The organism is Stenotrophomonas maltophilia, assembly GCF_013464915.1.
GTDB classification, from domain to species: domain Bacteria; phylum Pseudomonadota; class Gammaproteobacteria; order Xanthomonadales; family Xanthomonadaceae; genus Stenotrophomonas; species Stenotrophomonas maltophilia_AT.
In genome coordinates this window covers 17,467-44,397 of sequence record NZ_RAVT01000051.1, presented here as the reverse complement: position 1 = coordinate 44,397, position 26,931 = coordinate 17,467, and the positions used below count along the sequence as shown (strand labels likewise).

General features: G+C 60.9%; 31 protein-coding genes. 19 read left to right on the top strand and 12 right to left on the bottom strand.

Annotation, left to right across the window (positions count from 1 at the left end; all coding sequences use genetic code 11):
- Positions 1-52 precede the first annotated feature (52 nt).
- Complete coding sequence (locus D7T59_RS17225) at positions 53-1,972, top strand: DNA primase family protein (protein WP_180852995.1); 1,920 nt, start codon at positions 53-55, stop codon at positions 1,970-1,972.
- A gap of 57 nt (positions 1,973-2,029) precedes the next feature.
- Here D7T59_RS17225 and D7T59_RS17220 read toward each other — a convergent pair whose 3' ends face one another.
- Together D7T59_RS17220 and D7T59_RS17215 are read right to left on the bottom strand one after the other, a co-directional pair.
- Positions 2,030-2,992 carry a hypothetical protein gene (locus tag D7T59_RS17220; RefSeq protein WP_180852994.1) on the bottom strand — a complete coding sequence of 321 codons (963 nt, stop codon included), beginning with the start codon at positions 2,990-2,992 and terminating at the stop codon, positions 2,030-2,032.
- Positions 2,983-3,690: a YaaW family protein gene (locus D7T59_RS17215; protein ID WP_049408735.1), complete on the bottom strand. Its 708-nt coding sequence runs from the start codon at positions 3,688-3,690 to the stop codon at positions 2,983-2,985. The genes D7T59_RS17220 and D7T59_RS17215 overlap by 10 nt, the downstream gene beginning before the upstream one ends.
- Positions 3,691-3,837: 147 nt before the next feature.
- Here D7T59_RS17215 and D7T59_RS17210 point away from each other — a divergent pair, with 147 nt between their 5' ends.
- Positions 3,838-4,053 (top strand): hypothetical protein, encoded by a 216-nt coding sequence (locus D7T59_RS17210; protein WP_049408734.1) that lies wholly within the window; start codon positions 3,838-3,840, stop codon positions 4,051-4,053.
- A 67-nt stretch (positions 4,054-4,120) separates the two neighbouring features.
- Complete coding sequence (locus D7T59_RS17205; protein ID WP_180852993.1) at positions 4,121-5,146, top strand: zincin-like metallopeptidase domain-containing protein; 1,026 nt, start codon at positions 4,121-4,123, stop codon at positions 5,144-5,146.
- Positions 5,147-5,150: 4 nt separating this feature from the next.
- On the opposite strand, the gene D7T59_RS21440 is transcribed toward D7T59_RS17205, so the two are convergent.
- Positions 5,151-5,912, bottom strand: coding sequence for a DUF4145 domain-containing protein (locus D7T59_RS21440; protein WP_180852992.1), 762 nt, complete (start codon positions 5,910-5,912; stop codon positions 5,151-5,153).
- A 130-nt stretch (positions 5,913-6,042) separates the two neighbouring features.
- On the opposite strand from D7T59_RS21440, the gene D7T59_RS17195 reads away from it, so the two are divergent.
- The 3 genes from D7T59_RS17195 (at position 6,043) to D7T59_RS17185 (ending at position 8,036) form a co-directional block, all read left to right on the top strand.
- On the top strand, positions 6,043-6,618 hold the full coding sequence (locus D7T59_RS17195; RefSeq protein WP_180852991.1) for an outer membrane lipoprotein: 576 nt from the start codon (positions 6,043-6,045) through the stop codon (positions 6,616-6,618).
- Positions 6,618-6,950, top strand: coding sequence for a hypothetical protein (locus D7T59_RS17190; RefSeq protein WP_180852990.1), 333 nt, complete (start codon positions 6,618-6,620; stop codon positions 6,948-6,950). The genes D7T59_RS17195 and D7T59_RS17190 overlap by 1 nt, the downstream gene beginning before the upstream one ends.
- A gap of 633 nt (positions 6,951-7,583) precedes the next feature.
- Positions 7,584-8,036: a hypothetical protein gene (locus D7T59_RS17185; RefSeq protein WP_180852989.1), complete on the top strand. Its 453-nt coding sequence runs from the start codon at positions 7,584-7,586 to the stop codon at positions 8,034-8,036.
- Between the two features lie 28 nt (positions 8,037-8,064).
- On the opposite strand, the gene D7T59_RS17180 is transcribed toward D7T59_RS17185, so the two are convergent.
- The 3 genes from D7T59_RS17180 to D7T59_RS17170 are packed head-to-tail and all read right to left on the bottom strand — an operon-like array spanning position 8,065 to position 9,412.
- The gene (locus D7T59_RS17180) at positions 8,065-8,376 is read right to left on the bottom strand and encodes a hypothetical protein (protein WP_180852988.1); all 312 of its coding nucleotides are present in this window, start codon (positions 8,374-8,376) and stop codon (positions 8,065-8,067) included.
- Positions 8,377-8,420: 44 nt separating this feature from the next.
- Positions 8,421-8,879 (bottom strand): AbiJ-NTD4 domain-containing protein, encoded by a 459-nt coding sequence (locus D7T59_RS17175; protein WP_180852987.1) that lies wholly within the window; start codon positions 8,877-8,879, stop codon positions 8,421-8,423.
- A gap of 50 nt (positions 8,880-8,929) precedes the next feature.
- On the bottom strand, positions 8,930-9,412 hold the full coding sequence (locus D7T59_RS17170) for a GNAT family N-acetyltransferase (RefSeq protein WP_180852986.1): 483 nt from the start codon (positions 9,410-9,412) through the stop codon (positions 8,930-8,932).
- Positions 9,413-9,741: 329 nt separating this feature from the next.
- On the opposite strand from D7T59_RS17170, the gene D7T59_RS17165 reads away from it, so the two are divergent.
- The 7 genes from D7T59_RS17165 to D7T59_RS17135 all read left to right on the top strand — a co-directional run bounded on the left by D7T59_RS17165 (position 9,742) and on the right by D7T59_RS17135 (position 17,794).
- Positions 9,742-10,053 (top strand): hypothetical protein, encoded by a 312-nt coding sequence (locus D7T59_RS17165; protein ID WP_180852985.1) that lies wholly within the window; start codon positions 9,742-9,744, stop codon positions 10,051-10,053.
- A gap of 65 nt (positions 10,054-10,118) precedes the next feature.
- On the top strand, positions 10,119-10,553 hold the full coding sequence (locus D7T59_RS17160; RefSeq protein ID WP_180852984.1) for a hypothetical protein: 435 nt from the start codon (positions 10,119-10,121) through the stop codon (positions 10,551-10,553).
- 587 nt (positions 10,554-11,140) lie between these two features.
- On the top strand, positions 11,141-11,917 hold the full coding sequence (locus tag D7T59_RS17155) for a fimbria/pilus outer membrane usher protein (RefSeq protein ID WP_180852983.1): 777 nt from the start codon (positions 11,141-11,143) through the stop codon (positions 11,915-11,917).
- A 325-nt stretch (positions 11,918-12,242) separates the two neighbouring features.
- Positions 12,243-14,174 carry a site-specific DNA-methyltransferase gene (locus D7T59_RS17150; protein ID WP_180852982.1) on the top strand — a complete coding sequence of 644 codons (1,932 nt, stop codon included), beginning with the start codon at positions 12,243-12,245 and terminating at the stop codon, positions 14,172-14,174.
- On the top strand, positions 14,164-16,548 hold the full coding sequence (locus tag D7T59_RS17145) for a DEAD/DEAH box helicase family protein (RefSeq protein WP_180852981.1): 2,385 nt from the start codon (positions 14,164-14,166) through the stop codon (positions 16,546-16,548). The genes D7T59_RS17150 and D7T59_RS17145 overlap by 11 nt, the downstream gene beginning before the upstream one ends.
- A gap of 61 nt (positions 16,549-16,609) precedes the next feature.
- On the top strand, positions 16,610-16,891 hold the full coding sequence (locus D7T59_RS17140) for a hypothetical protein (protein WP_180852980.1): 282 nt from the start codon (positions 16,610-16,612) through the stop codon (positions 16,889-16,891).
- A 90-nt stretch (positions 16,892-16,981) separates the two neighbouring features.
- A complete protein-coding gene (locus tag D7T59_RS17135; RefSeq protein WP_180852979.1) occupies positions 16,982-17,794 on the top strand; it encodes a hypothetical protein in 813 nt (270 codons plus the stop codon).
- Positions 17,795-17,817: 23 nt separating this feature from the next.
- Here the strand turns inward: D7T59_RS17135 and D7T59_RS17130 are convergent, their stop codons facing one another.
- From D7T59_RS17130 to D7T59_RS17110, 5 genes are all read right to left on the bottom strand, one after another.
- The gene (locus D7T59_RS17130) at positions 17,818-19,080 is read right to left on the bottom strand and encodes a Y-family DNA polymerase (protein ID WP_180852978.1); all 1,263 of its coding nucleotides are present in this window, start codon (positions 19,078-19,080) and stop codon (positions 17,818-17,820) included.
- 202 nt (positions 19,081-19,282) lie between these two features.
- Positions 19,283-19,690: a hypothetical protein gene (locus tag D7T59_RS17125; RefSeq protein ID WP_180852977.1), complete on the bottom strand. Its 408-nt coding sequence runs from the start codon at positions 19,688-19,690 to the stop codon at positions 19,283-19,285.
- A gap of 1 nt (position 19,691) precedes the next feature.
- A complete protein-coding gene (locus D7T59_RS17120) occupies positions 19,692-20,153 on the bottom strand; it encodes a LexA family protein (RefSeq protein WP_180852976.1) in 462 nt (153 codons plus the stop codon).
- A 186-nt stretch (positions 20,154-20,339) separates the two neighbouring features.
- Positions 20,340-20,840 carry a hypothetical protein gene (locus tag D7T59_RS17115; protein ID WP_180852975.1) on the bottom strand — a complete coding sequence of 167 codons (501 nt, stop codon included), beginning with the start codon at positions 20,838-20,840 and terminating at the stop codon, positions 20,340-20,342.
- 23 nt (positions 20,841-20,863) lie between these two features.
- The gene (locus D7T59_RS17110) at positions 20,864-21,307 is read right to left on the bottom strand and encodes a hypothetical protein (protein WP_180852974.1); all 444 of its coding nucleotides are present in this window, start codon (positions 21,305-21,307) and stop codon (positions 20,864-20,866) included.
- A 183-nt stretch (positions 21,308-21,490) separates the two neighbouring features.
- On the opposite strand from D7T59_RS17110, the gene D7T59_RS17105 reads away from it, so the two are divergent.
- The 3 genes from D7T59_RS17105 (at position 21,491) to D7T59_RS17095 (ending at position 23,125) form a co-directional block, all read left to right on the top strand.
- Positions 21,491-22,189 (top strand): ankyrin repeat domain-containing protein, encoded by a 699-nt coding sequence (locus tag D7T59_RS17105; RefSeq protein ID WP_180852973.1) that lies wholly within the window; start codon positions 21,491-21,493, stop codon positions 22,187-22,189.
- Positions 22,190-22,199: 10 nt separating this feature from the next.
- On the top strand, positions 22,200-22,814 hold the full coding sequence (locus D7T59_RS17100) for a relaxase domain-containing protein (protein ID WP_180852972.1): 615 nt from the start codon (positions 22,200-22,202) through the stop codon (positions 22,812-22,814).
- A 98-nt stretch (positions 22,815-22,912) separates the two neighbouring features.
- Positions 22,913-23,125 (top strand): ribbon-helix-helix protein, CopG family, encoded by a 213-nt coding sequence (locus D7T59_RS17095; RefSeq protein ID WP_180852971.1) that lies wholly within the window; start codon positions 22,913-22,915, stop codon positions 23,123-23,125.
- On the opposite strand, the gene D7T59_RS17090 is transcribed toward D7T59_RS17095, so the two are convergent.
- Positions 23,091-23,390 carry an HNH endonuclease gene (locus D7T59_RS17090; protein WP_258013159.1) on the bottom strand — a complete coding sequence of 100 codons (300 nt, stop codon included), beginning with the start codon at positions 23,388-23,390 and terminating at the stop codon, positions 23,091-23,093. The genes D7T59_RS17095 and D7T59_RS17090 overlap by 35 nt on opposite strands.
- A gap of 348 nt (positions 23,391-23,738) precedes the next feature.
- Between D7T59_RS17090 and D7T59_RS17085 the strand changes: the two genes are divergently transcribed.
- The 3 genes from D7T59_RS17085 to D7T59_RS17075 all read left to right on the top strand — a co-directional run bounded on the left by D7T59_RS17085 (position 23,739) and on the right by D7T59_RS17075 (position 26,664).
- Positions 23,739-25,619, top strand: coding sequence for a DUF262 domain-containing protein (locus D7T59_RS17085; protein WP_180852969.1), 1,881 nt, complete (start codon positions 23,739-23,741; stop codon positions 25,617-25,619).
- A 104-nt stretch (positions 25,620-25,723) separates the two neighbouring features.
- The gene (locus D7T59_RS17080; RefSeq protein ID WP_180852968.1) at positions 25,724-26,242 is read left to right on the top strand and encodes an H-NS family nucleoid-associated regulatory protein; all 519 of its coding nucleotides are present in this window, start codon (positions 25,724-25,726) and stop codon (positions 26,240-26,242) included.
- Between the two features lie 2 nt (positions 26,243-26,244).
- On the top strand, positions 26,245-26,664 hold the full coding sequence (locus D7T59_RS17075; protein WP_180852967.1) for a hypothetical protein: 420 nt from the start codon (positions 26,245-26,247) through the stop codon (positions 26,662-26,664).
- The last annotated feature ends 267 nt before the right edge of the window (positions 26,665-26,931 follow it).

Below are 26,931 nucleotides of genomic sequence, written 5' to 3'. Positions count from 1 at the left end.
CAACGACAAACCCCCACCGGCCAGGGCGAGGGTTTGAGAGGAGCCAACAACAATGTCTACAACCAATGTGTCCCCAAAAGGGAAGGCTGTCAACCCGACGACGGAAGAGCCGAGCAACATCGTGCCATTCGAAGCGTCGCGTTTCCTGGGTGCGGAAGCCTCCGCCCGCAAGATCAACCTGGAGGCAGAGGAGCACAAGCAGCTCTACCGCCACTCGGTTGATCGAGAGGGCCAGCGCAAGCCACCGTCGCTCCCCATCCTGTTTGCCCGCCGCACCACCGAATGCGTCGATCGCTTGTGGGCGTGCCAAGCCACCAGCGGCACCGGCGAGATCGTACACCATTGGAACGGTACCTACTGGCAAGCGATCAGCGACGCGGAAGGTGTGGGTGTGGCATCCGATTGGATTGACCGCAACGCCGATTTCGCGGGCAGTCCCAAGCTCGCCAAGGACTGCTGGGACATGGCTTCCCTTCGGCTGCGCCAGAAGAACCCCATGCCGACCCAAGCCAAGCGGGCCATCGTGCCGGTGGCAGACGGCTACGTGGAAATCCTTCCCGGCGGTTTCCATGTGCTCGCTCCTGATCCCGCCTTGGGCATGACCCACGCGGTCAGGGTGGCCTGTGGTGGCAGGCAGGGTCATGCATACAAGCCCCAGCCTTTGCCGGCTGACTCGCGATTCGCCAAGTTCCTCCGCCAAGCCCACGACGACCCGCGCGTCATCGACCTGCTCCAGGAGCAGTGCGGCATGACCCTGTTGCCGGGGGTCTACAGCCAGGCCGCCTGGTGGCACGGCGTCGCAGGCTCTGGCAAATCCACCCTGGCGGAAATCGTGGAAGCGATGCACCGTCAGGTGGCCCGCTGCAACCTCGAAACTTTGGGCGACCGCTTCAGCCTGGAACCCATGATTGGCGCCAGCCTTATCCTGGTGGACGAGGTGGAGTGCGAGAAGTGGGCCGAAGGTCGGTTTAAGACGATGGTCTCCGGCAATGGCATTGGCATCGACCGGAAGAACCAGAAGCAGCTGGCGAGCTACCATTCCACGGCCAAGTGGATCATCACGTCCAACTCGGCACCCTTCATCCGCGACAAGAGCAACGGGGTGTGGCGCCGCCTCACCGTCGTGCACTGGAAGAAGGCGGTACCGGTCAACCAGCACGACCCTGATCTGGTCAAGAACATCCTGGCAGAGGAAGGCCAGCTTGTGCTGGACTGGATGCTCGAAGGCGCCCGGCGCATCGTGGCCCGTGGTAGGGCGTTGTCCGACACCGACGCCGACATGCCCGAAGCCGTGCGCGCAGCGAAGCTGGCCGCCCGCCATGGCAGCGACCAGGTCATGGCTTGGGCTCAAGCCGAGCGCGTGGTGCGCATTGAGACGGATGAGTGCACGCTTTCCATGCGGCAGGTCTACGAGAACTACAAAAACTGGGGCTACCGGCAAGGGCTGGCGGACATCGATCTCCTCACCGGTCGCCAGTTCTGGCGAGGCTTGAAAGAGATGGGTCTGGACGACGGCGCCCGCTCGAACCGCCGCATCAACGGCAAACAGGAAGAATGCGTGCGCCTGCGGATCAATGGAGCAGCCACCGTAGGCGAGGCCTGTGGCGATGTGCCGTTGAGGTCATCGGCGACCGTGACAGCACTGCACGTGGCGCAGGAGCGCTCTCAGTCTTTGGAGCCTTGGGAAACCGATGTGACGCCCACCCTCGAACAACAAGTGGCTCGGCAGGAAGAGATGGGGCGTCGATTCGACCGCTTGAGCGCTCAGCAGCAGGCGGCTGAGGTGGAGGCTCTTCAGGCGGATGCACTGAGGGAGGATGTAGGGCGCACCAGAGCCCGAGTGATTCAATTCCAGCTGCAGGAGCGTATCAATGAGCTGGAGATTCGCGCGCTGTTCGGTGAGCCGTTGTCGGCCCTTGAAAGCAGCGAGGCTCAAACTGACATTGGGCCGGTAGGTGGGGCCGCGAGCTGAGGGTGAACGCGAAAGCGGGAGAGGCCAAGGCAGACCTTGGCCTCCCCCGAGTGCCGATCAGGCAGCCACAAGCCTGATTTCCGCGGATTCAGAGGCCTGCTCAAGGAGGCCGCGACGACGGATTTCCAAGTCGATGACGTCGGCTTGGTAAGCCAGCGCCGGGACCATCTCCTTCCCAGACTTCAAGAACGAGGTGATCTCGCTGAAATCGCTCTTGCGTACCTGTGTTGCAACTTCGCTGCCAAGCATTGCTTCGATGCGCTTGGCGTTGAGGGCGCTCACGGTCTCGGCCAGATTGACGAGCGATGCTTTTCCATAGTCTGGAGAGCCGCTCTTCAGTTGAACATGAGTCAAGCCAAGGCCAAGGTGGATCAAGCGTTCCTGCAGCAACTGAATTTCGCCGAATCGATCCAGATTGCTGCTGCCGATGGGAGCATGACGCTCCAGTATGAGCTTGGTGAACTCGTATTCCTCGTGGAACCTAGGGATCAACGTCCGGAGTTGATGCGTGTCACCCTCACCACAAAACTGTTGGGCGGACAGAAGGAGAGAGCGGAACCTTGCTTCATCGTTCAGCAGGCTTCTCTCGTGCACCTCGCCTACCAAGTGAAGTGTCCGCGCGATGCCTTCGGACTGCTCTTGTATCTGGGCGCTGATCTTGTTCAATTTCTTGCATACGACCACGAACCCGGCTGTCGTGACCGCAAGATTCAACCCCGTCATGGCCAAGTTCGCGACCTGTAGGCCCTGCAGAACATTCATGCTCTGCTGGAGGCCATCCATTCCGGTTTGGATGCTGTTCATGCCCTTGGACAAGGCTGACTGGAGCTCTTGAAGTCGCTGCTGCGTCTGGAGCGCATCTCCTGGGAAGATCAAGTGGCCTACGATCTGTCCTCCTCTGCCAGTGCCGGCTGCGTGGCGAATGACGCCGCCATGGAGCGTGTAAGTGCCATCGGTCAGCTTGGCCAACACGTCGGGAAACTCGGGCAGAGCCCGAGAGAGGTCGGGATTCACTTGCATGCTAGTAGAGCCTCGCGGTATGAAGCCAGGTCAGAATCGAACTGGCGGCGACGTATGACAGCAATTTGGAGGACGGCTGGCACCGTGATACGGAAGGCTGGCGTCGCCGCTTGAAGCGCGGTCGCCCCAACCGCAGTGGCCGCCAGAGGGACCAAAACTAGGGGGGCAACGCGAGCGCCCAAGAACCCTGCGATCCCAGAGGCTCCGCCATTGGCGAGGGCGCCCCAGGCCGATCCTGCCTCTTTGATCATTCCGTTGATGGTTGGCCGCATGAGGTCCGCCAACTGCGCACCGCTTTTCTTGGAGACATCGACGGCAACGTCCTTGAAGGCCTTCTTCACCGCTTGGATCAACGCGATCTCTTCAAGATCCCATGGAGCAAGCCCGCTGGAGGGCTTTCCATCCAACTGCTTGGCCACGTCCGATGCCAGTTCTTGATAGGACACCCCGCCTTTGCGCACGGCATTCACAAGGGTGTTGCCACCGAATGCCGAGATTTCTCCGGCAAGAAGTTCCGAGATGTCTTGGAGGCGACCTCGCTCCTTACAGGCCAGAATCTGAGACTTGACCGAGCCATCCAAGGCGACTCGGCCCTTGCCGAAGTCGGTGATGAGGTCGGCGAGCACATTGAGATCGCCGGATGAAGCACGTGAAAGCAAATCGGGCAGCTCCCGATCGCGCGGAACAACCAAATCCATGTTTCCCCCTGTATCCATCGCTAAGCCTGGCCGTCTGAGGCCAAGCGAGGCCAGTATCCACGGCCTCAGTCTCAATTCTAGCGGATGGATTGCCCTGTAGATCGATTCAAGGCTTGCCAAATCCCCATCCTGTCGCATGCTGAAACCATGACTGCTTCCAATGCCTTCGTGGATAACAGCATGGACCGCCAAGACGCCCTGGCGGCCTCCCCCCGTTTCACCGTGCAACGAACCCCGGATGGCGTCCGTGTGCAGCTCCAGGAGGGCGACGGAGACCCCGGCACCGGTTTGACCATCGACCGGGCCTTGGCGTTGCTGGAGAACCTATTGGAGCAAGGACGCGCCGTCACCATTCGCGATTGATGTTCCCAGCCCAACCCCTTGGCGTTGCCGACAGGCGCCTTTTCTTGCCTTCCAGGAGAGCCTGTCCGTGTCCGATGCCACCCCCAACGAAAGCTTCCTTCAGCGCCACTCCCGCGACGTCGTCGAACGCCTGATTCGGCAAATGGAGGAGGGCACCGGTCCCTTCCTCAAACCCTGGGACGCCCGCGTGGACCTCGGATTGCCAATGAACCCCACCACCGGCAAAAACTACCGGGGCGGTAACTTGCTCCACCTGTGGGCCCTGCAGAGCACCTGGGACAGCCAGGACAACCGGTGGATGACTTACAAGCAAGCCGCGGCCGTGGGCGCGCAGGTTCGCAAGGGCGAGAAAGCCAGCGTTATCGAATACTGGGATTGGTCCCCGGTCGAAGAGGCAAAGAAGAGCGGGGACCCAGAGCTCATCGCCAAGGCCCACCCCAAGGTCTTCTTCCCCCGGGTGTTCAACGCAATGCAGATCGATGGGTTGCCGGCACTGGTCCTGCCACCCCCGCGCCCAGAGCCCGACATCCACCAGGCCTGCGAAGCGGTGCTCAAGGGCAGCGGGGCTGAGATCCACCACGACGGGGGCAACCAAGCGTTCTACCGTCCGATGACGGACAGCATCCATTTGCCCCGGCGCAACAGCTTCCACTCGGCCAGCGGCTACTACGCCACCGCGTTGCACGAGCTGGGCCACTGGACCGGCTTTCCCACCCGCCTCAACCGCGACCAGAAAGGGGCCTTTGGGAGCATCGACTACGCCAAGGAAGAACTGGTCGCGGAGGTGTCATCCATGCTGATGGGCGAACGCCTGGGCATTGGTCACGACCCTACCCAGCACGCGGCTTACGTGAAGTCCTGGATCCAAATCCTCCGGGATGATCCCCGGGAGCTCTTCCGAGCCGCGGCGGCGGCCGAGCGGGTGGTGGAGTTCTTGAAGGTGCCCGAGTTGGTTCGCGAGCCGCTCCCGAAGGTTGATTGGGAGCGGCAGCCGGTGGCGGCCAACCAGCAGGAGCTTGAAAAACCTGCAGGCAAGTCTTCCACAAATCCGCGCAATCGGACGAAGCAGCGAAGCCGCACGATGGTCGCGTGACGACCTAGCTGTATTTCCCATTCGTTGCTATCAGCTTCTGCCTCAGCGCTTCGATGCGGTCCTTCCGTTGGCCACACAGCGCGTCGAGGGTGTATTCGTAGACTTCGAAAGCGTCCAGGATTGCTTCCTGTTGGACGTCTTCTCCGTGCGAGCCTAGGTTGCCGATCATTCGCAGGGCCGTCAGCGAAGGCGCGTGCTCGGCGTTTGATTGCTCGTAGTGTGCAATCCGGGCGTTCAGATCCAGACGATTTGTTTTTCCGCTGCTGGCATTGACGGTTTCGCGAGGGATCTCAAGGAAATCCAGCAGGAACTCAACGCTGGCCCGGAGTCGATTGGCGGCTGCACTCGTATCAAACCAGTAGTGTGAGGAGGCAAGGCGGATGTTGTCCCTCACGTTCCTTGGAGCCTGAGAGGGAACCTCAATGGTGAGCGGGGCTGGAAACATCGCGCGCGGGCGAAGATAAGACGAATACACCCAGCGGTCATCTTCATCGTCGTAATACTCGACCAGTGACGTATCTCCGGAGACAACCACCACTTCACCGCAGCTGCCGTTGTCGCAGATCAGTTGGAGGCTGAAACGCTCCACATCCCAACGCGGCTCCCAATCCGGGTGGTCGCGGTCTTTGGTTGAGTAGGTGGGTTCGGAAATCTGGACAGTCTTCCCATCGTGCCTGACGCGTCCCTTGTCGCATTTCGGGCAAGGGAAGTGGGGGAAATGGGCTCGGTCGTAGGTCCCGGACCAGCGTTCACGATCGAATGCCACGGATGACTTCCTTAGTGGTGGTTGCATCGATTATCTGGCTTGGATCGTTGGTTCTCAAGCCGCACCCCCTTGCGCATTTCCAGAATCGATCTATGCATAGGTGAACCTACTCACGAAATGGAGGTGCACCTTGAAACCCATCGTTCTGGCCCTTGCATTGGCGTTGTCTGCTCCGGCCGCCTTTGCCGCCGATTCCACCTCCGCTCGCCGTTACGGCTCGTCCGAAGCCCTGTCCGTCCAGGACGCCCGCTTGGGCGAAGTCCTGATGGTCCGCACGGTTCAACTGAAGTCCGACCAGCGGCTTAACGCTGGTTCTGCCATTGGGGCGGCCGTTGGTTATGGGGCTGCTAACCAAGTCAAGAACCGGGATTACCGCAATGCTGCCCGCGTGGCCGGTGGCATCATCGGTGCGGTTGCTGGAACCGCCGTCCAGAAGGGCCTGAGCGGCCGGCGCGCGGTGGAGATCTACGTGCGGGACTTGTCCGATCGCCGCCAGCGCGTCCTCGCGGTAGTCCAAGACGCCGACGTGCAAGTGCGCGAAGGTGATCGGGTGTTCCTGGTGGGGAAGGGTAAGAAGACCCGGGTGGTGCCGATGGCGCGGATTGAAGTGTGGGGTGGTGCCGAGAACGCAGCGTGGGGTGGTGCCGAGAACGCAAGTGCGTGCGGGGTGGGCGCTTGTGGCGTGAGTTTAGGGGACATGCGCTGATGGACATCGCGAACCCCATCCTTGCTGTTCTGTTCCTTGGCGCGTTTGCCTACGTAACCGCGTTTGCGCCGATCTGGGCCGGGCACCGTTTCCGACTGGTGTGGGACGGACTGCGCCGACGACGCAAGGGAATCTCCACGGTCGTCGTTCTCAATGCTTTGGCTGGGCTGCTCAGCGTGTTGTTCCTGCTCGGAATCTGGTTGGTCTTGTTCTCAGGGGCGCAAACGGAAATCTCAGCTTCCAAAGTGGTTGTTCTACTCGCAGTTGTCCTCGTGGACGCTCTGCTCTTCCAAAAAGGGTGGAGCCGGGCAGCACTGAGAAGCCAGGGTTGAGCCGAGACCTTACCCACCGCCGCTCCGAGGTCGCCCGGATGTTTCGAGAGGGACACCGCCGGGCCGCCATCGCCCAAGCCTTGGCCGTTCCATCGCCTGTGGTGAGCGCCGACCTGGCCCACCTGGGCTTGCGTCAAATGCCCCGGCGCCCACTGGCTGACCAGCACGGCTTCGTGGTGCGCCTCTTGGAGGAGGGGAACAACGGCCCTGCAATTGCCCAGCGCTTGGGCGTGACCCGACAGGCGGTTCACGCTTACCTGCAGGCCCATGGCCTGCTCCCAACCCAGAGGAGGACCCCATGACCGTTTTTCTGGTGGTCGTGCTGTTTGAGCTCGCAATGTTTGCGGTCACCTTCGGAATTGCGTGGCTGTGCGCCTCCAAAGCCCGCAGCGCACGCAGGGGCTGAGAGGCGTTCCAAGCCGGCCGAGAAGACGCCCCATCCGTGGCTGCGTTGGTGTGGCATTTGGCCGTGTTCTACGTGTGTCTGGCATTGCTGGCCTACCAACTTCAGCACCTAGTGACCGGGGTCTGGCTGAATCCTTCCAACTTATACCTGTCATCCTCGCTGGCTCTTGTGGTCTATTCGATCGCGTGTGGGCTGCTTCAGGGCAGCGGGATGGCACGGAGGCGAGCATGAGGACCAGCCACGGCCGGTTTCGCCAAGACCCCGTCGACGCCCGCCCTCGCCACGATGGGCTGTTCCAGGGCGAAGGCACGGGCGAAGAAGCTCATCAAGAGCGTGACTCATTGCTTCAAGCGCTCTACATCGAATCGCTCCACGCCCGCGAGGACGTGGACGCGGTTGATCGCTTGCTTGACGCTCACCGGGAGGCGTTTGGGGAGCCCGAGCAAGTCGCCCATGCCCGTCAGCAAGACGAACGCCATGATCGGGTGTTGCCCTTGCCCAACATTGGTCGGCCGTTGAGACCGTCCCTGGAGCGCTACCTGGACGAGCATCGGGGGTGGAACCCTCCGACCGCCAAAGAGGCCGCGATCGCACGTTCCAGAGGCCCCTCCATGGTGCTCGAAGGGAAGGCATGGCGTGCTGCAGACGACGTTGTCGAGGTTCCCGTGGAGGCGCCCTAAGACGCCCCACGGCAGCGGATGCGCTGAGTTAAGGACGGCGGACTTTGTGTCCCAAGTAGCGGCAAAGCACCCCTGACAAGCCCACGATCAGTTCGGCCTCTTCCAACGACGGGTCACCGCCCTCCTTAAGGTGGCGCCCGTTGTTAGACGCGAATCCATAGACTTTGGAAACTGCTTCTCCAAGAGGCGAGGGGAACAGGCTGGGGTTGTTTTTCACCAACGCCCCCAGCGTCTCCTTGTCACCACCCGTCAAATCCTTTGCCAAGCATTCCAACGCAGCCATTCCGTGTTGAATGGCGCCGGTGAGCTCGGGGTTGGGGCGACGAGACAGGTCGCGCAATGCCTCGTGCAGTTCGTTTGCCGTCGTGTTCTTCCCAGCGCTTCTCAACTCGCTGGTGCCCTTCCTGATGGCGACTTCAAACGCCTGTGAACCGGGAACTCAATGCGGTTTCCCAACATCTGCCAACCGATTCCGTTCTTCCGAAAGACCTTGTTGATTCCGTCCGAGAAGACGTCCGAAGGTGCTTTGGGCTGCCCATAGGCAGGTGGGCGACCTTGAAGGGACGTGGCTATGCTTTCGATGACGTCATACACCTCAAACCATTCGCACTCTTCCAAGTGATGCTGCACCTCCGCAATCACGTTGGGTTCGCTCCAGTTGCCCCGGGTGTCTGGTGCCACGCCAAGCGCACCGCAGACTTCCTTGCGCAGGTTGTCGTATCCAATCCCCGCTTTGCCAGCGATGGCAACAACGGCTCCGCGCAAAACTTCGGGCGCATCTTCACGAATGGTGATGTCTGCATCGGGTGAGCTGTAGTTGTGGCGCTCTGAGAAGGTGCTCATGTGCTTTCCTTGCTGTATGTAGGGTCCAAAGTAGGCGCGGCCGTCGCCGTCTACTTGCCGGTTGGGAACAGTTTTGCGTATCGAAGGGCGGGCTCGTCCGAATGGTTGTCCACGATTGGCTCAGGTTCGCCGCCCAGAACCTCTTGGGCCACGTTCTGCGAAGCGGGGTTGTTCACGCTCACCACCGCTTCGATGTAGAAGGGCGGATGCCCGCGAAAGCCGTTTTGGAGCTCTGCAATGCCGGCCGCAAGGATGGCTTTGGCGCGCCCCTGGTTTCGATAACGCTCGGGAACCGCGTAGCCAACCGCTAGGTTTGGATGGCCTTCAAAGGTTCCATTGGGAACGAATTTGGCAAAAGCCGTTACGGTCTGCCCGTCCATCTGAACGTAAGTGAATCGCGGTTTGCCTTGGAGGTGATCCACGTGCAGGTAGACCGTTGGATCGATGCGGCCCCGCTCCAGCCGAAGGCCGCCCGCAGCCAGGGCTTCTTGGAAAGAGATTAGGGCTTGATTGGGATCGGCCATGTTGGACATGGGGGCTTCGTGAGAGGACAGGTCGTCCCATCGTCGCTGTTCCGACCGAAGCTCTCAAGTTCCCGATGGCTGGCCCACTTGGGAGCAAAGGCCAGTGCCGGAAGCCGCCGCCGGTCGCTGCGCGCCGGCATCTGAAGAAGCATCCGCATGGATGGAAAGCACAAACGCCTTCGGCGCGAAAAACGATGAGGTGGAAAACTGCGGCCTTCGCTTCGCACTTTTTGTATCTAGTCAAATTATTGTCCACTCGTGGTGTGGACAAAATGCCGTGGCGATCTACCTTGAATCTATAGGTAGGCAATACCGCCGACCAAGCCAAGAGGTGTCACATGAGCGCAGCCGTCACAACCAACGAAGCCGCGATGACCGAGTTGGGGTTGAACCCCGGTTTGATTGAAGATTATGCAGCGGTCTCCTTGGAGCCCGTGAGCTTTGAAGAAGAGGACCGCCTGGGCTGGGCGACCACTTGGAGTGCGGTTCATGCCGTCGAGCTCCACAACGGCGGGAAGGTCTACGTTAACGGCCGATCCTTCCACGTCACCCAAGCCAAGCCCGGCTACAAGCATTTGCTCAGGTGCTGGCGAGAGGAGCAGGGTCGGCGCGCAGAACTGGCTTACTGGAAAGCGCGGGGAGGGCACTGACCTTGGCTCCTTTTCTCACCCAGGCCAAAGATGCGCCGGTTGTGATGGGGGACTCGATCCCCCGGATGAACGGACATTGGGGGGAGGGAGAGCTCGGAAAGAGTGAGAGGGCAACCGTGCTTCACGGCATCCATTTCATCAGTCCCTCGGTGGGTGGCCCGCTGTTCAATACGGTGTGGCTTCCCACGCTGGTCGACTTGCGGGCGCTGCTCGCTGACGCCGACCTCTGCAAAGCAGCCGAAACCGAGGTGGGCGCGTTCATTGACGCGCGCGTTGATCCGTTGCCTCCTGAGCTCGATGAGGTCATTTACCAGCCATCGATAAGGCAGATTTCCAGCCTGCCGGATAACTATGGGATCGGCGTGGGCGTCTTTGTGACTGACGCTTTTGCGTTTGTCCTTCAGCGCATGATTCAGGAGGCAATGGCTCAGCACCGGGCGCGTGAGCTGGATCGGGTATGGGAACAGTCAGCCACCGGTGGCAAACGTCCTAGGCTCTAACGGCTGGCTGGGTGGCCCCCTTGCGAGCTTTCAGATTCGAGGTATCGGTAAAGGGATGGCCTTTTCGGGGGCTACTCATCCCCACTCAATTCCTCGCCAAGGAGACGATACCCATGACATGCAAGACCTTCCTTCGCGCCCTGCTGCCCATCGCCCCGGCTTCGCTGGCGCTGCCCGCCTTCGCCGCCGACACCACCGCAGATCTGACGATTCAGGGCACCCTGACCAACACCTGCAATTTGTCCGTTTCTCCGGTCACGGACATGGATTGGTCGGGCACTTCTGACAACTCCACCCGAACCTCTGCGTTGAGCATCGTGTGCAACCAGGGAACCACTTACTCCATTTCCCCAGGACAGGGACAGAAGGTTTGGCGTGCGCCTGGAGCACGAGCGCCAACAGGACTACTGGCGCCTGCGCGCCCCCGGTGCGGTGGAGTTGTAGCAGCGCACCCGGGGTTCGGTGTTCTGGCGGCCCACGCCCCAGCGGCCCCTCCGAGCAGGGTTCTCCGACGTGCGCACGCCACGCTTTCGCACCGCTTACGCCGACGCCGCGCTGAGCTGAGCTGGCGTGGCAAAGGGCACACCGTGGCCGTCTCCGCCTTGCGGCATCTGGAGCGCAAGGAAACCTCGGTGGAGCTGGGCTACAGCTACGATTTCGGCCGGGGCAAGGGCGTGAGCGTTAGGGCCCGGCAAGCCACCGATGCCACCGCCTCGGCTGTTCAAGGACGCGTCCGTCCCACGCTGTTGGGAACCCCGGTCGCCTTGTCCGCTTCGGTGGACGAGGGAGCGGCCGGCCAGACGGCCCGGGCCAACGCCAACCGGACCACCCGGGCAGGGTGGGCGCAGATCAACGCCGAGCACGGGCCCAGCGGCACGTGGGCTTCCGGTTCGATGGCCGGTGCCGTCCACCTGGACGGCCAGGGCGTGACGTTCCTAGGGCCGGCCGAATCCTTCGCCGTGGTGGACGTGCCCCGCCAAGCCGGGGTGCCGGTGAGGCGGGGCGGCAGATTGGTGGGGAAGACCAACGCCCAGGGCCGCCTGGTGGTGGGCGAGGTGACCCCGATGGTGCCCACCGAAGTCCGAGTGGACGATCGGGCCTTGCCGCTGGGCACTCAACTGGCCGAGATCGAGCAAACCGCCACCGCTGGCCGCCAAGCCGGCATGCACCTCACGTTCCCGGTCCTGACCGAGACCGCGCGAACCTTCCGCCTCACGGGCGTGGCCCAGGTGGGCTACGACGGGGTGCTCTACCTGGAGCAGCCGCGCCCCGGCCAGACGGTGGACGTGGAAGGGGTCTGCAAGGCCCAGCTGCCTGCGGACCTTGGGGCTGCGCAAACGGTGGCCGAGGTGGCTTGCCGGTGAGTGGGAAAAGCGCTGTCTGCGCAGTGCGAGTTGGATGGCATAGATGGTCCCCTAGCGCCTTCGTTGCAGCTCAACGGTTTGCGGGTCCTACATCCATGCGCGGAGGGGCTAACTTGCTGATTGTATTGGTCGAGGCGAAAATGGCGAAGGGGATGAGTTGCGACCATTCGGAGGCGCAACGGCTGTGCGGCGGCGCAGCCCATGAGACGGAGTTCGGGTATGTTCCGAAGCGTCGTCCTAGGGCTTTTTCAGCGCACAGGCTTCCCATGGCCCTAAGGGGCCATTTTTGCGGCTGGTCCGCGATCGAAGAACACAAGGTAATCAGATGAAATACGAAGAGCTGTCCAGGGCAGCGCTCATCAAGCTGCTGCAAGAGCACGATGCCGAACGCGCTGAAGCAGGGAGAGATGGCATCGTCTTGAACTACAGTGGGCGCACAGCTCCTTGGCAGATCGTTCGTCAGGTCAAGCCTCGGATGTTTGACTTCAACAAGCGCGCTTCCGTGGGCAGCGCTGACGAGGAGTGCGTTAACGAACTCTGGGATGGCGAGAATCTCGCCACCATGGTCACGCTTTACAAGTATCGTGGCCAAGTGGATCTCGTGCTGACGGACCCGCCATACAACACCGGCGAGGACTTCCGTTACAACGACAAGTGGGACAAAGATCCCAACGACCCGGATATGGGCGATTTGGTGGCCAAAGACGATGGTTCGCGCCACAGCAAGTGGCTGCGATTCATGACGCCTCGCCTTTGGATGATGCGAGAAATGCTCAAGCCTGGTGGCGTCATCGCCATCTGTATCGATCATCGAGAACTCTACAGGCTGGGGATGCTGATGGATGAGATTTTCCACGAGGAGAATCGCATTGGCATCATCAATTGGCAGAAGAGCTACTCTCCAAAGAATAATGTTGGCAAGAAGTCCCATGTGTCCACTTCCACAGAGTATGTGTTGGTGTATGCCAAGGATATTGATCGCGCTAAGACCACCTTGATGGAGCGCAGCGAATCAATGAACTCGCGCTATGGTTCCCCCGACGGGGACCCCGAGTTGTGGACACCTGGTGACCTGACGGGGCGTGGAGCGGACACTCACTGGGGGCAGGTGTATGCAGTTCAATCGCCTTTTACAGGCGAATTGATGTCTCCATCGGAGGGGCGGTGCTGGGCGCTCGAAAGGTCGAAGCTTAAGGCGCTGCTTGAGCAATGGGGTTGTGAATACCGGAACGAGGACCAACACGATGGCCGAGCTCCAGCTCTGGTCATCAAAGGGTCTTTGAGCGCAGCAAAGAAAGCCGCTGAAAAAGTGCTCAAGGCTGGGAACTGGCCCCGCGGATACTGGCGCGACCAAGGAAAGGGCCATTTCCGTGCGAAGGTCTACCTCAATGAGGTCAAGAAGGGCGTTGTGCCAATGACCTACTGGGCAGATGAGTCATTCGACTCCATCGATGATCTGGGTAGCACGTCTTGGGATCATGAGCAGAGCGGGCATAGCCAGAGCGGGCTGAAGGAGCTCGGTGCTGTCGTTGGGAAAGATCACGGATTCACGACCGTAAAGCCGCTCAAACTGTTCAAAAAAATTATTCAAATCTGGTGTCGAAAGGATGGAATCGTATTGGATCCGTTCGCTGGGTCCGGGACAACGGGGCACGCGGTTTTGGAGCTGAATAATGAGGTGGCTGCCACTCGTCGCTTCATCATGATTGAGCAGGGGAACGACGAGAAAGGGGATCACTACGCCAAGACCTTGACGGCTGACCGCATTAAGCGCGCCATCACGGGGAAGTGGAAGTCAGGTGAGCGGGAGGGCTTGGGCGGAGGCTTTCGATACTTCTCTCTCAAACGAGAGAAAGTGGATGCCAACGCAGTGAATGCTCTCGCTCGCGAAGAGATGATGGACCTGCTGTTGGTCAGCTACTGGGATCGCAATGACAAGGCCAAGTCCTATCTTCGGAGATTGGCTGCCGGGGATCATAAGCACCTGTTTGCTGTGAACAGCCGCAACGAGGGCTTCTTCTTGGTGTGGAGCGCTCCTGACCAACCTTCGGCGCTGACGCGGGCCGTATTCAAGGAAATCGCGCAGGAAGCAAAGGGAGCTGGCTTGGCGGGGCGTTATCACGTCTACGCTGCACTGGCGCCTTACACCGGCAGCGACATTGAGTTCTATCAAATTCCGGACAAGGTGTTGGAGCACATTGGCTTCAACGCCCGTGCAGACGCTTACAACAACGATGGTGGCATGGATGCAGATTGAGCTGAAACCCTTCCAGGTGCGTGCAGCCCAGCAGATCGCTGGGCGATACGCTTTTTTTGCTGGACACCCCTACAGGCCGACCTACAAGGGCAAGCTCCCGCGTCCGTTCTATCAGGCGCTGTCGGCCATCACGGGCGCTGGTAAAACGCCGGTGCTGGCCGAGGCCGTCACGTTGATGCGCATGCACATGGCCGTTGAGCCCATCGTGTTTTGGATGAGCAAAGCCAAGTCGGTTGTCCAGCAGACGTATACAAATTTTTCCGGTGGCGGAAAGTATGCCGAGATCGTTGACGATTTCCGTGTCATCCGGGCGGCGCAACTGGAACCCAACCTGATCTCGGATGGGAGCTCCCCCCTCATCGTGATGGCCACGACCGGGCTATTTAACAACAAAGAGCAAGCCGACGGCGCGCTGAACATCTACAAGAAGGATCAAGACCTGTTCGGTGACCAATCGCCCTGGGAGCGATTGATCGCCCGTGACGCCGGTGGGGTTCGGCGGCCGTTGATCGTCGTCTACGATGAAGGCCACAACCTGTCCGAACAGCAGACCCAGATCTTGGCAGAGTTGGAGCCGGAGGCCTACCTCTTGGCCAGCGCGACGCTCAAGCTGCCCTTGAACTTTGCCAAAACCGTGCTGGCTCCCCAGGAAAGCTGGGTTGAAGAGGCGGGCGAGGATGAGGCCAGTCTTGAGCGTTTTGCCCTGGTGGCAGCGGTCGACGGGAAGGGTGCTGCCGACGCCACTGCATTTGCCATCACCGCGGTGGACAGCAACGCGGTCATCAAGGCTGAGCTGATCAAGACTTCCATTCAGTTCGACGGCACCACCGCGCCGATGGAACGTTGCTTGGATGATCTCCATGATCGGCTCCAACTGATTGAGCACGAAATTCAGGGTCGGGCGCTGGGGTTCACACCGAAGGCCATCTATGTGTGCAAGACCAACATCACAGACGACGGTGATAAGGACGATCACACCAAGCCCTTTGAACACCGCAATGCGCCGCCGATCCGCATCTGGCGCTATCTGGTTGAGCAGAAGAAGGTGGACCCGGCCAAAGTGGCCATTTACGCTGACCTGAAATTCGCCGATGGCAACAAGCCCGACGCAGTGAATTTGTTCTCGAAGGGCGAGAGCGATTTTGACGAATTTCAGGCCGGCGACTTTCAGCACATCATTTTCAACCAAGGCTTGCAGGAAGGTTGGGACGATCCCGCGTGCTACCTTGGCTACATCGATAAGTCGATGGGTTCTCAGATCAAGGTTGAGCAGATCATTGGCCGCGTTCTGCGCCAATACGACGCCAAGCATTACGATTCACCGTTGCTCAACAGCGCCCATTTCTTCTTGCGTGTGGACAAGAAGAACGTGTTCACCGAATCGATCGAGGCCGTGCGGGCCAAGCTCCAAGAATCTGGAGCAGCCATTGAGATCGTTCATACCTATGGCGGTGGGGATGGCGGTTCAGAAGATATCGCCCCCAAAGAGGGGGTTTCAGTGCTCCTTCACCAGGTCCATGCGGACGCCGACGACGCAGTGGGTGCCATTGCCCAGTTGGTAGCGCAGTTCCCCACCTTTAAGGAAGGAGAGATCGATACTCAGGGGGACGCGCACAGCAAGACCGAGACGGTGGACATCTCTGACTTGGCCAAGGAGATCGGCCACGACTGGACGGCCAGTGGGCACGCGAACCGGGTGCGCCTGCGTTGGCTGGTGAGCAACGCCATCCGTGGGCGCTCTAGGGCCGCATTGGCCGTGGTAGACCTAAAGGCTTCCAAGTTTGACGTGAGGGTGGAAGCCGGTAGCAACGCTGCAGCTGCAGCTGACACCCTGGCTAGGGAGATCGTGTCCACCTACTACCAGCTGACCTCGCTGGTGTATGAATCCGAGTTGGAGTTCACGTTCTCGACCATGCGCGTGCCGAAGAAGGCGCAGGCCTTCGAAAACGGCCTCTATCCGCGATACGCAGGCCTCAACAAGTTTGAAGCTCCGTTCGCTGCCGCCTTGGACAATGCCGGACACACATGGCACCGGAACCCAAGCAATGGCGGTTTCCGTATTCCGCTGTTGTCGGAGGGGGACAGTGCCTCCTTCTCGCCGGACTTCCTGGTCTGGAAGGGCAAGTATGTGTTCTGCCTGGACACCAAGGGCTCGCACCTGCTCACCGATGCCGTGGCTCGCAAGCTTTTCGATATCCAAGACGAGGGGGCGACCAAACTGTGGACCCGCTTCATTTCCGAGGGCAAGCAAACCGTGATCGGTGGCAAGGCAACAAATGATGGCTACACCGTATGGAAGATGAAGAACGGGTCGCCCACTCCGATCCATGTGTCTAACCTCGATCAAGCCGTGAAGGAATGTTTGAAGGCTTAACAGACTGACCCTAGGCATGTCCCATGACTAAGGAATGCTGTCTCACATTGGAGAATGTTGGATGAGTGAAGCGGAACTCGTATACGAAAGCGTCGAGTGGGTGAGGCGCGAACTGCGTGACCTTATGGGTAAGCAAAAGCGAGAACGTCCGTGGCTCAAGTGCCCTACTGAGCGGGAGTGGGCCATTGCCAAGCTTTGGGATCCGGAAATGTCTGAGACCGAGTGGGCTCACGTTTTGAAGGTCCTGCGCCCGATCATTGCCGAACGACAGCGCAGGCGCATCTCGGACATGATCGGCGGTGCCGAAGCGAATCCAAAAATGAAGCCTCGTCGAAAAATGTAGACCCTTCATGCGGCCGTTTTGTGGCTGTGGCGACTGGATGGGGCGAATCGGGATGCGGTGCTTTTTTCCGCCTCAATGCATATCTGAAAGATGAAGATGGCAGCCAATTTCAACCAAATTCTGATCGTGGATTCCCTCCCGGAAGGCCAACTCAACACCGCAGCCCGCCTGTTCGCGGATGCCCAAGACTGGGCGCGGGTGATCGGCGACGTTCCTCACATCGCCAGCGTTCGTGTTCCTTCCAGCGGGGCTTTTCTCGATCTGTTGGCCCAGCTGGCTCATCAATCGGCTAGGGATAACTACGTTCCGTTGCTGCACATCGAGTGCCACGGCCGGGAAGAAGGGCTGGAGTTCGCAGATGGATCCGGATTGACGTGGGACGAGATGAAGCCGGCTTTCGTAGCCCTCAATGTGGCCACCCGCTTGAACCTCATCGTGGTGGTGGCCGCGTGCCATGGCGGCGCGATCGCTGGTTTTGTTCGTGCCGAGCAACGTGCGCCATTTTGGGCTTTCCTGGCTCCAAAGCGACAGATATCTGCAGGTGATCTGGAGGCGGCTCTGTCTGCGTTCTATCAGGCGCTGCTCATGACACGATCGTCAGAGCGCGCGATGGACGCCCTCCGCGCAACCCATGCGGGGCAGGAATTCTGGCAGCTGAGCGCACAAACCATTTATCGATTGATAGTTGAGGGCTACGCAGAACGCCGCCTTACGGAAGATGCTGTGCAGAAGGACGCAGAACGTCTGCGAGCTCGCGCTGCCGCGCATGGCGCGATGTGGTCACAAGCTCAGGTTGAGGCAATGATCCGCGATCCCGGAATCTTTGAAGGATTTCGCCGAGAGTTCTTCATGGTAGATCTGTATCCCGACCACGCAGAGCGCTTCCCCGCCGTGGCGGCTTAGCTTCGAGTCCGCGCGACGACAGGTCATCTGACCCGCACCAGCTGGTCCCACCGGGTCGTGTAGGCCGGCGACAAGTTTTTCTCGTTCATGGCCCACACCGGCTTGGCGAGCGCCGGCCCTTTCGACCGCCAGGCCGAAGACGCCATACCCATGGTGCCTCGGCCGAACTTCGCGTTGGCCTGGTCCATGACCTTCATGAGCGCTTGCGATCGTGGATCGATGCCGGCGAAGAGGTCGCCTTGCTGGACGTCCCCGTGCGTCAGACCCAGCAGGCCCACCCCGGCTTTCTTGTAGCGGTAGCCGGTTTTCCACATGGCCTTGGCCAGGCCTTGCGCCACCAGCAGCACTTCGCGCGTGTCGCTCGTCGGCCCGATGAAGTTGAACGCCTTGCTGGGGTGATACTGCGCCGCGCCGGGTTTGAACGGATTGGTGTTGAGCCACACCCACACCCCGCCGGCCTGCAGCGAGCGTGATCGCAGCTTCTCGCACGCCCGCTGGGCGAACGTGGACACCGCCTGCTGGAGATCGTTCAGGGAAGTGATCTCTTGGCCGAACGAGCGGCTCACCACGATCTGCTGGCGCTCTGGTTCCACCTCCTCCAAGTCGCTGCACACCACGCCCTGGAGCTCCCGCTGGGTGCGGGCCAGCGTCACCCCGTAACGGGCGCGCAGTGTGTCGGGATCGGCGCGGGCCAAGTCGGCCGCCGTCAGGATGCCTTCGGCGCCCAGCTTGGCCGTGAGCTTGCGCACCACGCCCCACACGTCTTCCACCGGAAAGGTTTCCAGTTCGGGCGAACCAGACAGGGCGGTGACCACCCCTTGCGGGATCTTCTTCGCCAGCTTGTTCGCGAGCTTGGTCAGGGTCTTCGTGGGGCCGATGCCTACGCAACACGGGATGCCGACCCGTTGCAGAATCTGCGCGCGCGCCTGGCGGGCCATGGCTTCGCGTTGATCCGCCGGCACACCGTCGAACGTCACGAACGATTCGTCGATGGAGTAAACCTCCACCCGCGGGAACCACTCCCGCAGCACCGACACCACGCGCCCGGACAGGTCGCCATACAACCCGAAATTGGCCGAGAAGATCCGCAGCTGCCGGCGGATGTGGGGCGGCACCTCGTGGATGGGCTGGCCCATCTTCACGCCGAGGTCCTTGCACTCCTGACTGCGGGCGATCGCGCAGCCGTCGTTGTTCGACAAGATGCACACTGGCTGGCCGAGCAGCGAGGGATTGAAAACCCGCTCGCAACTGGCGTAGAAATTGTTTCCGTCAACGAGGCCGAACATGGAGTGTGTATGTGCTACCGATGTGAGGGACTTACCAGGAAGCCGATCACTACACCTGAGGACTTTGAGATTTACTCTGGCAGGGTGCCTGGAAAGAGCTGGCCTCAGATTGAAGAGCAGGAGGTATCGGCGTGCTCCAAGAAACGTCTCGAAGAGGGTTTAGCAGAGCGATTGGCTGAGGCTCCTGACGAGGATGACTCAATCATCTGACTGCTGTCCCCATGAGCAGCATCTGGTTATGCACGTCAGCTTCGCTGTCGCGCCGCCGCACCTGGGAAAGTACGCCCTCGAACCGTTCGAGTTCGCCTTCGTCGGTGGCCGCACGCCGGTAGGTCTCCCCGTCGTCGAGCACGTCCACCACCACGGCCACCCCTGTGCCGTCGTCGGACAAGGTCACCAGGCTTTCGTAGATGCAGGTGCCGGTCCACGAGCGCCAGCAGCGCAGCGTGTTGCCCTCCAGATGGACCGCCCACCGGTCGTCCATGTCGCGCGGCCAGAGGCCCTCGCGCAGGCGCACCAGATCCTCGGCGGTGAACACGTGCCCGCATCGGATGGGCCAGCGCGGGCCTTCCATTGGTTTGAGCTTGCTCCAGCGGCTTGCGTCGTCCATGTCAGCGCCTCAACTGTTCGCGGAAGGACCAGGTCACCACGCCCCACACGTCCAGCTCCACGTCCTCCGGGACGAGAATCGGCGCATGGGTGGGGTTGCCCGAATGGAGCTCGTATCGGCCCGCGCGCAGGCGCAGCTGCTTCACGGTGAAGCCACCCTCCCAGCACACCATGACGATGTCCCCATGGCGGGCGGTGAGCGAGCGATCGACCACCAACGTGTCCCCGGGGAAGATCCCCAACTCGACCATCGACGTGCCCGTGTCGGCTTCGACGTAGAACGTGGCCACGGGGTTTCGAACGACCCGCTGGTTGATGTCCAGCACGTCCTGGGAGCCGTAGAAGTCCTCGGCGGGCGAGGGGACGCCGCAGGTGGCCCGCACCGGCAGCAAGGGCAGGTGCAGCGGCAGGGGATGGAGATGGGCGGCGCCCAGGTAACCGGGCGGGAGCGTGGCGTCGAGCATGGCGGAAGGCTCTACAAGTCAGAATCACCCGGTGAGACGCACCGGGGAGACAGGCTAGACCGGTCCGGCGGAAGCCGCCAATTAGTATTTCGCTGAACGGGACCAACCCCTTGTCCCAGCGAGGGGGATACGGGCGTGAAACCGATCAGTTGTTGCGCCTAGTCGGTTCCACGCGCAGATGCGATCTCAAGGCACGGGCGGCCCGAAAGCGTTCCGGTCCACCAACGTCAGCAACCGCTGGGCTATGTCGAGCGCGACGCGCGCCCATTCGTCGTCGTCACCATCGAATGGCTGCTCGCCATCATCTTCCTTGCCGCCGTGAAACAGGTTGTTGCGCACCCGCTTGGCCGCTTCCACCAAGGCGCGGGCGTCGGACGGAACTTCGTTCGGTGGCTGGAGCGGGCGTGGTGCAAAGGTGGCCTGCCGCTGACCACCCACCTCGATGACCACTTGAACTTTCGGTCGCTCACGTGCGCCGTCGAGCACCTTCTGTCGGGTGAAGGCTTCGAGCTGCAGGGCGAAGTCAGCGGCTGGAAAACCGTCCACCGCTGCCTTCACTTCGGACCAGTCCACCATCGCGTTGCCGAACCGATCCGCCTTCAAGAAGGCAGGTCGGCGCTTGAGCTGGTATTCGAGCAGGCCGAATGCGCGGAAGAGGGGAACGGCGAGGTGATCGGAGACGGGCATGGCCCATCTTAGTCCGACTGCCGTTACCCCGCAGCCTTCCACGGGCGCCCCTGCCGTGCGGCCAAGTCCGCGGCATCCTCCACCCCTTTCATCCACCAATGGGTGTCGTCCAGGGTGGCTTCTACACCCCGCTCATTCAGCAGGCGATTCAATGCTTCGCACGTGGCGAACTCGGCCTCCCGCTCCCGGCTGCCCGGTGAGTGCGCGTGTGCCCGACCGTGGCGATACGCCACCAGGGTCTTGGCGCCCATGCTCCTCCCCTGGGCCAGCTTCGTGATCACCCGCTGATCGGCGCCTCCGTCCAGCAGGGCCTGAGCCGTGGAAGCGTCGGCCGTGAGCAACGCAACGTGGAACGGCGTGTAGCCCCGGGCGTCGTGCGCGTTGGGTTGGGTCCCGCGCCCGATCGCCAGGGCCACCTGGGCGGGGTTGCGCTGTTGAATTGCAGCGAGTAAGTCGGTGTTGGCCATGCGTCCTCCTGACCCACTGATTTTCCGCTGTAGCGGAAACGCGCAAGGGGAGGGTGACAGTTTGGCAAACTGTCGTGCAACCCCAGCATTTTTTCGCTTTAGTCAGTAAAGCCCTCTGGACAGGATGTCCCTTTCTGCTTGCATGGATCTGAAGGGATACAAATGTATTCCATGGGGGCTGACATGAGTTTCGTGGCAAGTATCAAAAAGGGTGTGCGGGGATGGTTAAAGGATTTGCGCGACCCACCAAATATATTTCAAGAGCCGATCTGGAAGGTTCGCGTGGAGTTCCTTGTATTGACGCTGCTGTCTCCAATCCTGATCCCCCGCTATGTCATTGAGAAACGCATGGGTAAATGGAGGATGCATCGCCGGATGCCACCCATCTTTCAGCTATTCGACCGCGAAGGAGGGTTCCAGCTGAGGGAGCTTGAGCAGTTGATTGCAAATGGCGCTGATGTGAACGCTCGGGAGCGAAAAGATGGAAAAACGCCACTTATTTTTGCTGTTATGCAGGACAGTCCATGGGAAGAAAATGGGCGAAGGTGGCTCGAGGTTTGTCGCGTGCTGCTCGAAGCTGGCGCAGATCCGGACGCGGATTACGACTGTGGCGAGATAAGGCGGTCACCTATCTATTTCGCCTATCTGGCGGGCAACGTGGAGCTGCTCGACCTGTTGTTGCAGGCAGGGGCCAATCCGCGTTCGAAGGCTTGGTTGCAGTTTGTCAATGCAGAGCCACGTCCCGATGCGTGGCTCGAACAGCAACGTCCGGAAATACGCGATCGCCTATGCAGATGGGAAACGGAACAAGAGGCCCTGCGTTTGGATGCGACTCTCTCTGGCGCAACGAAAGCCGCTCCGAATAGTAGGGCACGGCTATGAGGGTGATCCCATGAACCTGCAACTCACCTGCCTCTGCCGGGAGGACGTGTTCGCCGATGGGTTTTCCTTCGCAGAACTGCTGGACGCGCCCTTGGCCGCGTTGCGCTGGGGTGGTGCGTGGTTGACCCAGTTGAAGCCCGGTGGGCCGGTGACCGAGGACGCCATGCGGCGCTTTGCTATGGGCCAGGAGCTCGATGGGCAACAGCGGTTGTGGGAAGGCGAAGACCACCACACCTGTGCGGCGGGCTACCGAGTCTCGTTGCGCCTGCCCAAAGGGTTCGCGGCGTTACTGGACACCGACGGCGAGGAGAGGGCACGGCTACAGGCTGCCCACCGCCACGCCGTTGACCATGCGCTGTCGTCCCTGCCGTTCCAGCGTGATCACCGGGTGCTCTTCGTTGCATCCGATCGGTTGGAGGATGACTGGACGCACCACTGGTTGTTCGCCATCGCATGCGCACCGAACGGAAAGTGGGAACGGCTTGCGCTGAGCTTGTGGTTGGCGGCCAGCGAGGACGCTTACACCCACGCCATGGGTGCCTTCATGGAAGCGTTGCTGGAGACCAAACGATTGGAGCGCTTCTTCCGCCCAGCCCCCGTGGGCCGACTGAGGCAGAGGCTGTGACGCTGACGTCCAAGCCTCCCTTGACGGCCGTGCTGCCGAAAGTGTCCCTTTCTTCAACCTTGCGCCAGGCATTGGCCGCACGCGCTAGAGCAGCCGGGGTGAGCGAGAGCGAAGCCGTGCGCCAATGGCTCACCGCCTACCTGGCGCGCCCCCAGCTGCTGCGCTTTTCCGTTGCCGGTCCCAGGGACGACCGCTTGCCGCCTATCCGGGCTTCCCGAGACCTGGCCGACCGCGTCCGCCGCGAGGCGCAGCGGCAGCACGTGAGCGTGGCGGAACTCATCCGTCGGGTGGTTGCGTTCCACGCGTTCTGAGGCGCAACTTGGCCACGCTCGGCGGGTGCCACTTGCCCTTCGCCAAGCGTTTCTGCACGAACGCGCGGTAAGCCTCGGGGGAGGGCGGCGATTTGCGTTTGTGCCGACGTGTGTTGCAGAGCCAGCAGGCGGCAGCGATGTTGCCTAACACGTCCTTGCCGCCCTCTTGCTGGGCCACCAGGTGCTCAGCGGTGCAACGGAGCGGCGTGGTCGTTTTGGCGCGCAGGCCGAACGGCTTTAGTTCATCGGGAGAGGCGTTCCACATCGGCACGCTGCAATAGCAGCACCGGCCCTTCTGGGCGAGGAAAGCCTCGGTTCTCAACCGTTGGAGTTTGGGCATGCTTAGATCTCAAAAGACAGGAAAAAACCATCCCGTCGTCGCTTGTGCGATCGAATCGGGAACCTGTTGCCTTGAGCTAAGCAGGCAATACGCCGGGGGCTAAGGCCCGCGCGGCAGCGGATTTATCTCGCAGGACTGGGGGGGGGGCAAGAGGGCACTGGGGGCAATGCCAGACGGAGGGGCGGGACGCCAAACCAGAAGCAACCCGTGAGATGGAAATGGATCCGCGTTAAGCTAGCTTCTGGGACCAGCCATGACTGATCAGAGGGAAACTTGGACGCGAATACCCGTCAGCTGGAAGCTATCTTCGATCCGAACGTATTCTTTCAGGTGCCGCTCTTCCAGCGGCCTTACGTCTGGAACGAAGCGGAGAATTGGGAATACCTCTGGGAAGACATTCGTGCGCTGCTCGACAAACAGCTGCGCACCGGAAAGACACGTGCGCACTTTCTCGGTGCCATCGTGCTAGAGCAGTTGCCGCATTCGGCGGGGTCCATTGAGACGCGCCAAGTCATCGACGGGCAACAGCGCTTCACCACGTTGCAGCTGTTTCTCATCGCCGCTCGCAATCTTGCGGCTGGGCACGGCGCTGAAAAATATGCCGAGCGATTCTCGGCGCTCGTGGAGAACAACCCATCGCGGGTGGAGGACCCTGTCGAGAAGTTCAAGCTTTGGCCCACCAATAGCGATCGCGCGCCTTTCAAGACCATCCACGGTTGTGCCTCGTTGAAAGACCTAGACCAGGCTGTCAAGGGCAAGCCCGCGCTGGCGGGTAGCAACCTCGTGGGTGCCTACCGCTACTTTCACGGCAAGCTCGACGCGTGGGTGGCGGGCAAGGACGACGACGTCGACGACCAGGGGGACCTGGCCGACAAAGCCGTCGAAGACCGCATCGAAGCATTGTGGCAGGTGGTCAAGGGAGGCCTCCAGTTGGTCGTGATCAACCTCGACCGCGATGATGAAACCCAGGTCATCTTCGAGACGCTCAACGCGCGCGGCACGGAACTGCTACCAGCAGACCTCATCAAGAACTACCTGTTCCGCAAGGCCTTGGTCCAAGGCGCGGACGTGGAAGCGCTCTACGAGGACAACTGGAGCCGCTTCGAAACCGAGTTCTGGCGCGAGGAAGTCCAGCAGGGCCGAATCAAGCGGCCTCGGATCGACCTGTTCATCAATCACTACCTCACGCTCATGACGCGGGATGAGGTGAAAACCACTCACCTGTTCAACGCCTTCAAGGCATTCGTGGAAGGCGATGAACCGACCACGGTATCCAAGATTCCGGTGCCCACGGACGCGGCGGGGCATATCCGGCAGTTGACCCGCTATGCCGACGTGTTCGAGGCTTTCCACCACCCCGACGGGCACGCTGCATTGGCCCGGTTCCTGCGCAACCTAGAGGCAGTGGACACCAGCACGGTGTATCCATTCATCCTGCACGCTTACGCAGAGCTGATGCCAGATGACCTCGCCGAGTTCGACAAGGTGTTGGCGGTGCTCGACTCGTTCCTCATGCGCCGGCTCATCACCAACTACACCAGCAAGAACTACAACCGCCTATTCGTGGATCTGATCAAGGCTGTGGAACGCGGTGGTTCTCTGTCTGCCAAGGCAGTGGCCGAGCACCTAGGGAAGGGAACGGGCGACAGCACCAAGTTTCCCACGGACGTGGAAATGCTCATGGCCGTATTCGAGTGGCCTCTGTATGGGCGGATCGCTCAATACAAGGTTCGAGCAGTGCTGGAGGCATTGGACGCGGCCTCTCAATCCACCAAGAGCCCTGTGCTCTCAATCCCGACTAACCTTACGATTGAGCATGTTTTGCCGCAAACCTGGCAGACGCACTGGCCTTTGCCGGCTGAATTGAAGTCAGATCCGGTGGCCGAACGAGAGACAATCGCGAAGCGAGAAGTAATCCTCAACACGCTGGGTAACCTCACGCTCATCACCGGATCGTTCAACTCTTCACTCCAAAATGCAGCTTGGACCGGAAAACGGCCCGAGTTGTTGAAGTATTCGAAGATCAATCTCACCCAGTATTTTCACGGCCCGGAGGCGGACGTGTGGAACGAGGCTGCTATTCGAAAGCGCACCGAGCACTTGTTCAAGTTGTTGCTCCAGGTTTGGCCTGAAGCCAGCAAGGTCGCCGGATAGGAAGAGCGCCATGCTGGGCGCTCTAAATCTATCTTCTGGCCACTATTTGGCCTCTACCCAACCTATGGGCTATAACCCATGGCTCCCTTGAACGGAGGTGCCCCTTGGCCCTGACCACCTTGAAGTCCCTCAACGCTAAGATCAAACAGCTCGAAGCCCAGAAAAAGCTGGTGGAGAAGCGCGACGGTGAGGTGCCCAAAGCCCTGGCGGTCCTCCAGAAGTATGCGAAGGTCCTCAGTCCGGCCCAGCGGCGGCAGGTGGCCAAGCTCATCGGGGAAACGATCGACGCCAAGCCGGTGCGTGCCGCCAAGGCTGCCGCGGGGCCCCTCAAGGGACGCAAACTTGGCAAGGTGGCGCCGAAGTATCGCCTCCCAACCGGTGAGACGTGGGCGGGCCGTGGCTTGGCCCCCAAGGCCTTCACCGTGTGGGCCAAGTCCGCCGAGGGCAAGGCGTGGGTGCAGGCCAACCCGGGCAGCAAGTTCCCGTCGGCCGATGGGACGGTCAAGAAAGCTCCGGCCAAGGCGGCCAAGACGGCGGGCAAGCCGGTGAAGAAAGCCGCACGGAAGGCCGTCAAGAAACCTACTAAAAAGCCCGTTGCCAAAAAGGCGAGCAAGAAGGCCTGACCATGCGCGGCCTGTTCCCCAAGAAGAAGAGCCGGCTCTCGCCCCAAGGCAAGGCCATTGCGGCCGCCCACGCACTCCTGGACACCATGGAGGGCCATCTTGACGAGAAGGCGGCTGGGCGTTGGTTGCGAGAGGAAGTCGGGCTTCAGTGGTCAATGCTGACCTGCCTTCAATACCTCTCCGGAAAGGAAGCCCTCGCTGCGCTAAAGGCGCTGCCAAACGACTGGTCGGAGCGCGGTCGCACCAAGCAGCACCTCCAAGCTGCTTCCATCCTGGCCGCCCATGCCGTCGCAAACATGAGGCAAGACGGGAGAATGCTGTGCGCCAGCGACTTTGCTCACCAATTCAAAGGAAAGACAGTCGAGCAGTGGTTGGCTGAGGCTTCTAACGGTGCGGCGAGCGGCGCGGGGCCAAGCGTCTAACAAAATGGCATCGGGCCGTTGGCAGCGGATCCGTCAGCTCAATCTCCGTCTGTGATCGGAGGCGCCACCACCCCTAGCGCCTCTAGGCATGCTTTGACCTCGATCTTGCCCCTGGTCGCCGATTGTGGATAGAGCATGTTTGGCTCCAGATGCTTTGTCTTGTTGGCATTCTTTGGGCCGGCAATGCCGTGTTCGAGAAGCCCCTCTATTTTCAGATCGTTAGCTCCTTCGATCGAGGCCGCGCTTCACCCAGTGGTTGCAGTAATC

Coding starts and splice junctions, on each gene's coding strand:
- D7T59_RS17225 (WP_180852995.1), top strand. CDS start 53: ATGTCTACAACCAATGTGTCCCCAAAAGGGAAGGCTGTCAACCCGACG.
- D7T59_RS17220 (WP_180852994.1), bottom strand. CDS start 2,992: ATGCAAGTGAATCCCGACCTCTCTCGGGCTCTGCCCGAGTTTCCCGAC.
- D7T59_RS17215 (WP_049408735.1), bottom strand. CDS start 3,690: ATGGATTTGGTTGTTCCGCGCGATCGGGAGCTGCCCGATTTGCTTTCA.
- D7T59_RS17210 (WP_049408734.1), top strand. CDS start 3,838: ATGACTGCTTCCAATGCCTTCGTGGATAACAGCATGGACCGCCAAGAC.
- D7T59_RS17190 (WP_180852990.1), top strand. CDS start 6,618: ATGGACATCGCGAACCCCATCCTTGCTGTTCTGTTCCTTGGCGCGTTT.
- D7T59_RS17185 (WP_180852989.1), top strand. CDS start 7,584: ATGAGGACCAGCCACGGCCGGTTTCGCCAAGACCCCGTCGACGCCCGC.
- D7T59_RS17175 (WP_180852987.1), bottom strand. CDS start 8,879: ATGAGCACCTTCTCAGAGCGCCACAACTACAGCTCACCCGATGCAGAC.
- D7T59_RS17170 (WP_180852986.1), bottom strand. CDS start 9,412: ATGTCCAACATGGCCGATCCCAATCAAGCCCTAATCTCTTTCCAAGAA.
- D7T59_RS17165 (WP_180852985.1), top strand. CDS start 9,742: ATGAGCGCAGCCGTCACAACCAACGAAGCCGCGATGACCGAGTTGGGG.
- D7T59_RS17160 (WP_180852984.1), top strand. CDS start 10,119: ATGAACGGACATTGGGGGGAGGGAGAGCTCGGAAAGAGTGAGAGGGCA.
- D7T59_RS17150 (WP_180852982.1), top strand. CDS start 12,243: ATGAAATACGAAGAGCTGTCCAGGGCAGCGCTCATCAAGCTGCTGCAA.
- D7T59_RS17145 (WP_180852981.1), top strand. CDS start 14,164: ATGCAGATTGAGCTGAAACCCTTCCAGGTGCGTGCAGCCCAGCAGATC.
- D7T59_RS17140 (WP_180852980.1), top strand. CDS start 16,610: ATGAGTGAAGCGGAACTCGTATACGAAAGCGTCGAGTGGGTGAGGCGC.
- D7T59_RS17135 (WP_180852979.1), top strand. CDS start 16,982: ATGAAGATGGCAGCCAATTTCAACCAAATTCTGATCGTGGATTCCCTC.
- D7T59_RS17130 (WP_180852978.1), bottom strand. CDS start 19,080: ATGTTCGGCCTCGTTGACGGAAACAATTTCTACGCCAGTTGCGAGCGG.
- D7T59_RS17125 (WP_180852977.1), bottom strand. CDS start 19,690: ATGGACGACGCAAGCCGCTGGAGCAAGCTCAAACCAATGGAAGGCCCG.
- D7T59_RS17120 (WP_180852976.1), bottom strand. CDS start 20,153: ATGCTCGACGCCACGCTCCCGCCCGGTTACCTGGGCGCCGCCCATCTC.
- D7T59_RS17115 (WP_180852975.1), bottom strand. CDS start 20,840: ATGCCCGTCTCCGATCACCTCGCCGTTCCCCTCTTCCGCGCATTCGGC.
- D7T59_RS17110 (WP_180852974.1), bottom strand. CDS start 21,307: ATGGCCAACACCGACTTACTCGCTGCAATTCAACAGCGCAACCCCGCC.
- D7T59_RS17105 (WP_180852973.1), top strand. CDS start 21,491: ATGAGTTTCGTGGCAAGTATCAAAAAGGGTGTGCGGGGATGGTTAAAG.
- D7T59_RS17100 (WP_180852972.1), top strand. CDS start 22,200: ATGAACCTGCAACTCACCTGCCTCTGCCGGGAGGACGTGTTCGCCGAT.
- D7T59_RS17090 (WP_258013159.1), bottom strand. CDS start 23,390: ATGTGGAACGCCTCTCCCGATGAACTAAAGCCGTTCGGCCTGCGCGCC.
- D7T59_RS17075 (WP_180852967.1), top strand. CDS start 26,245: ATGCGCGGCCTGTTCCCCAAGAAGAAGAGCCGGCTCTCGCCCCAAGGC.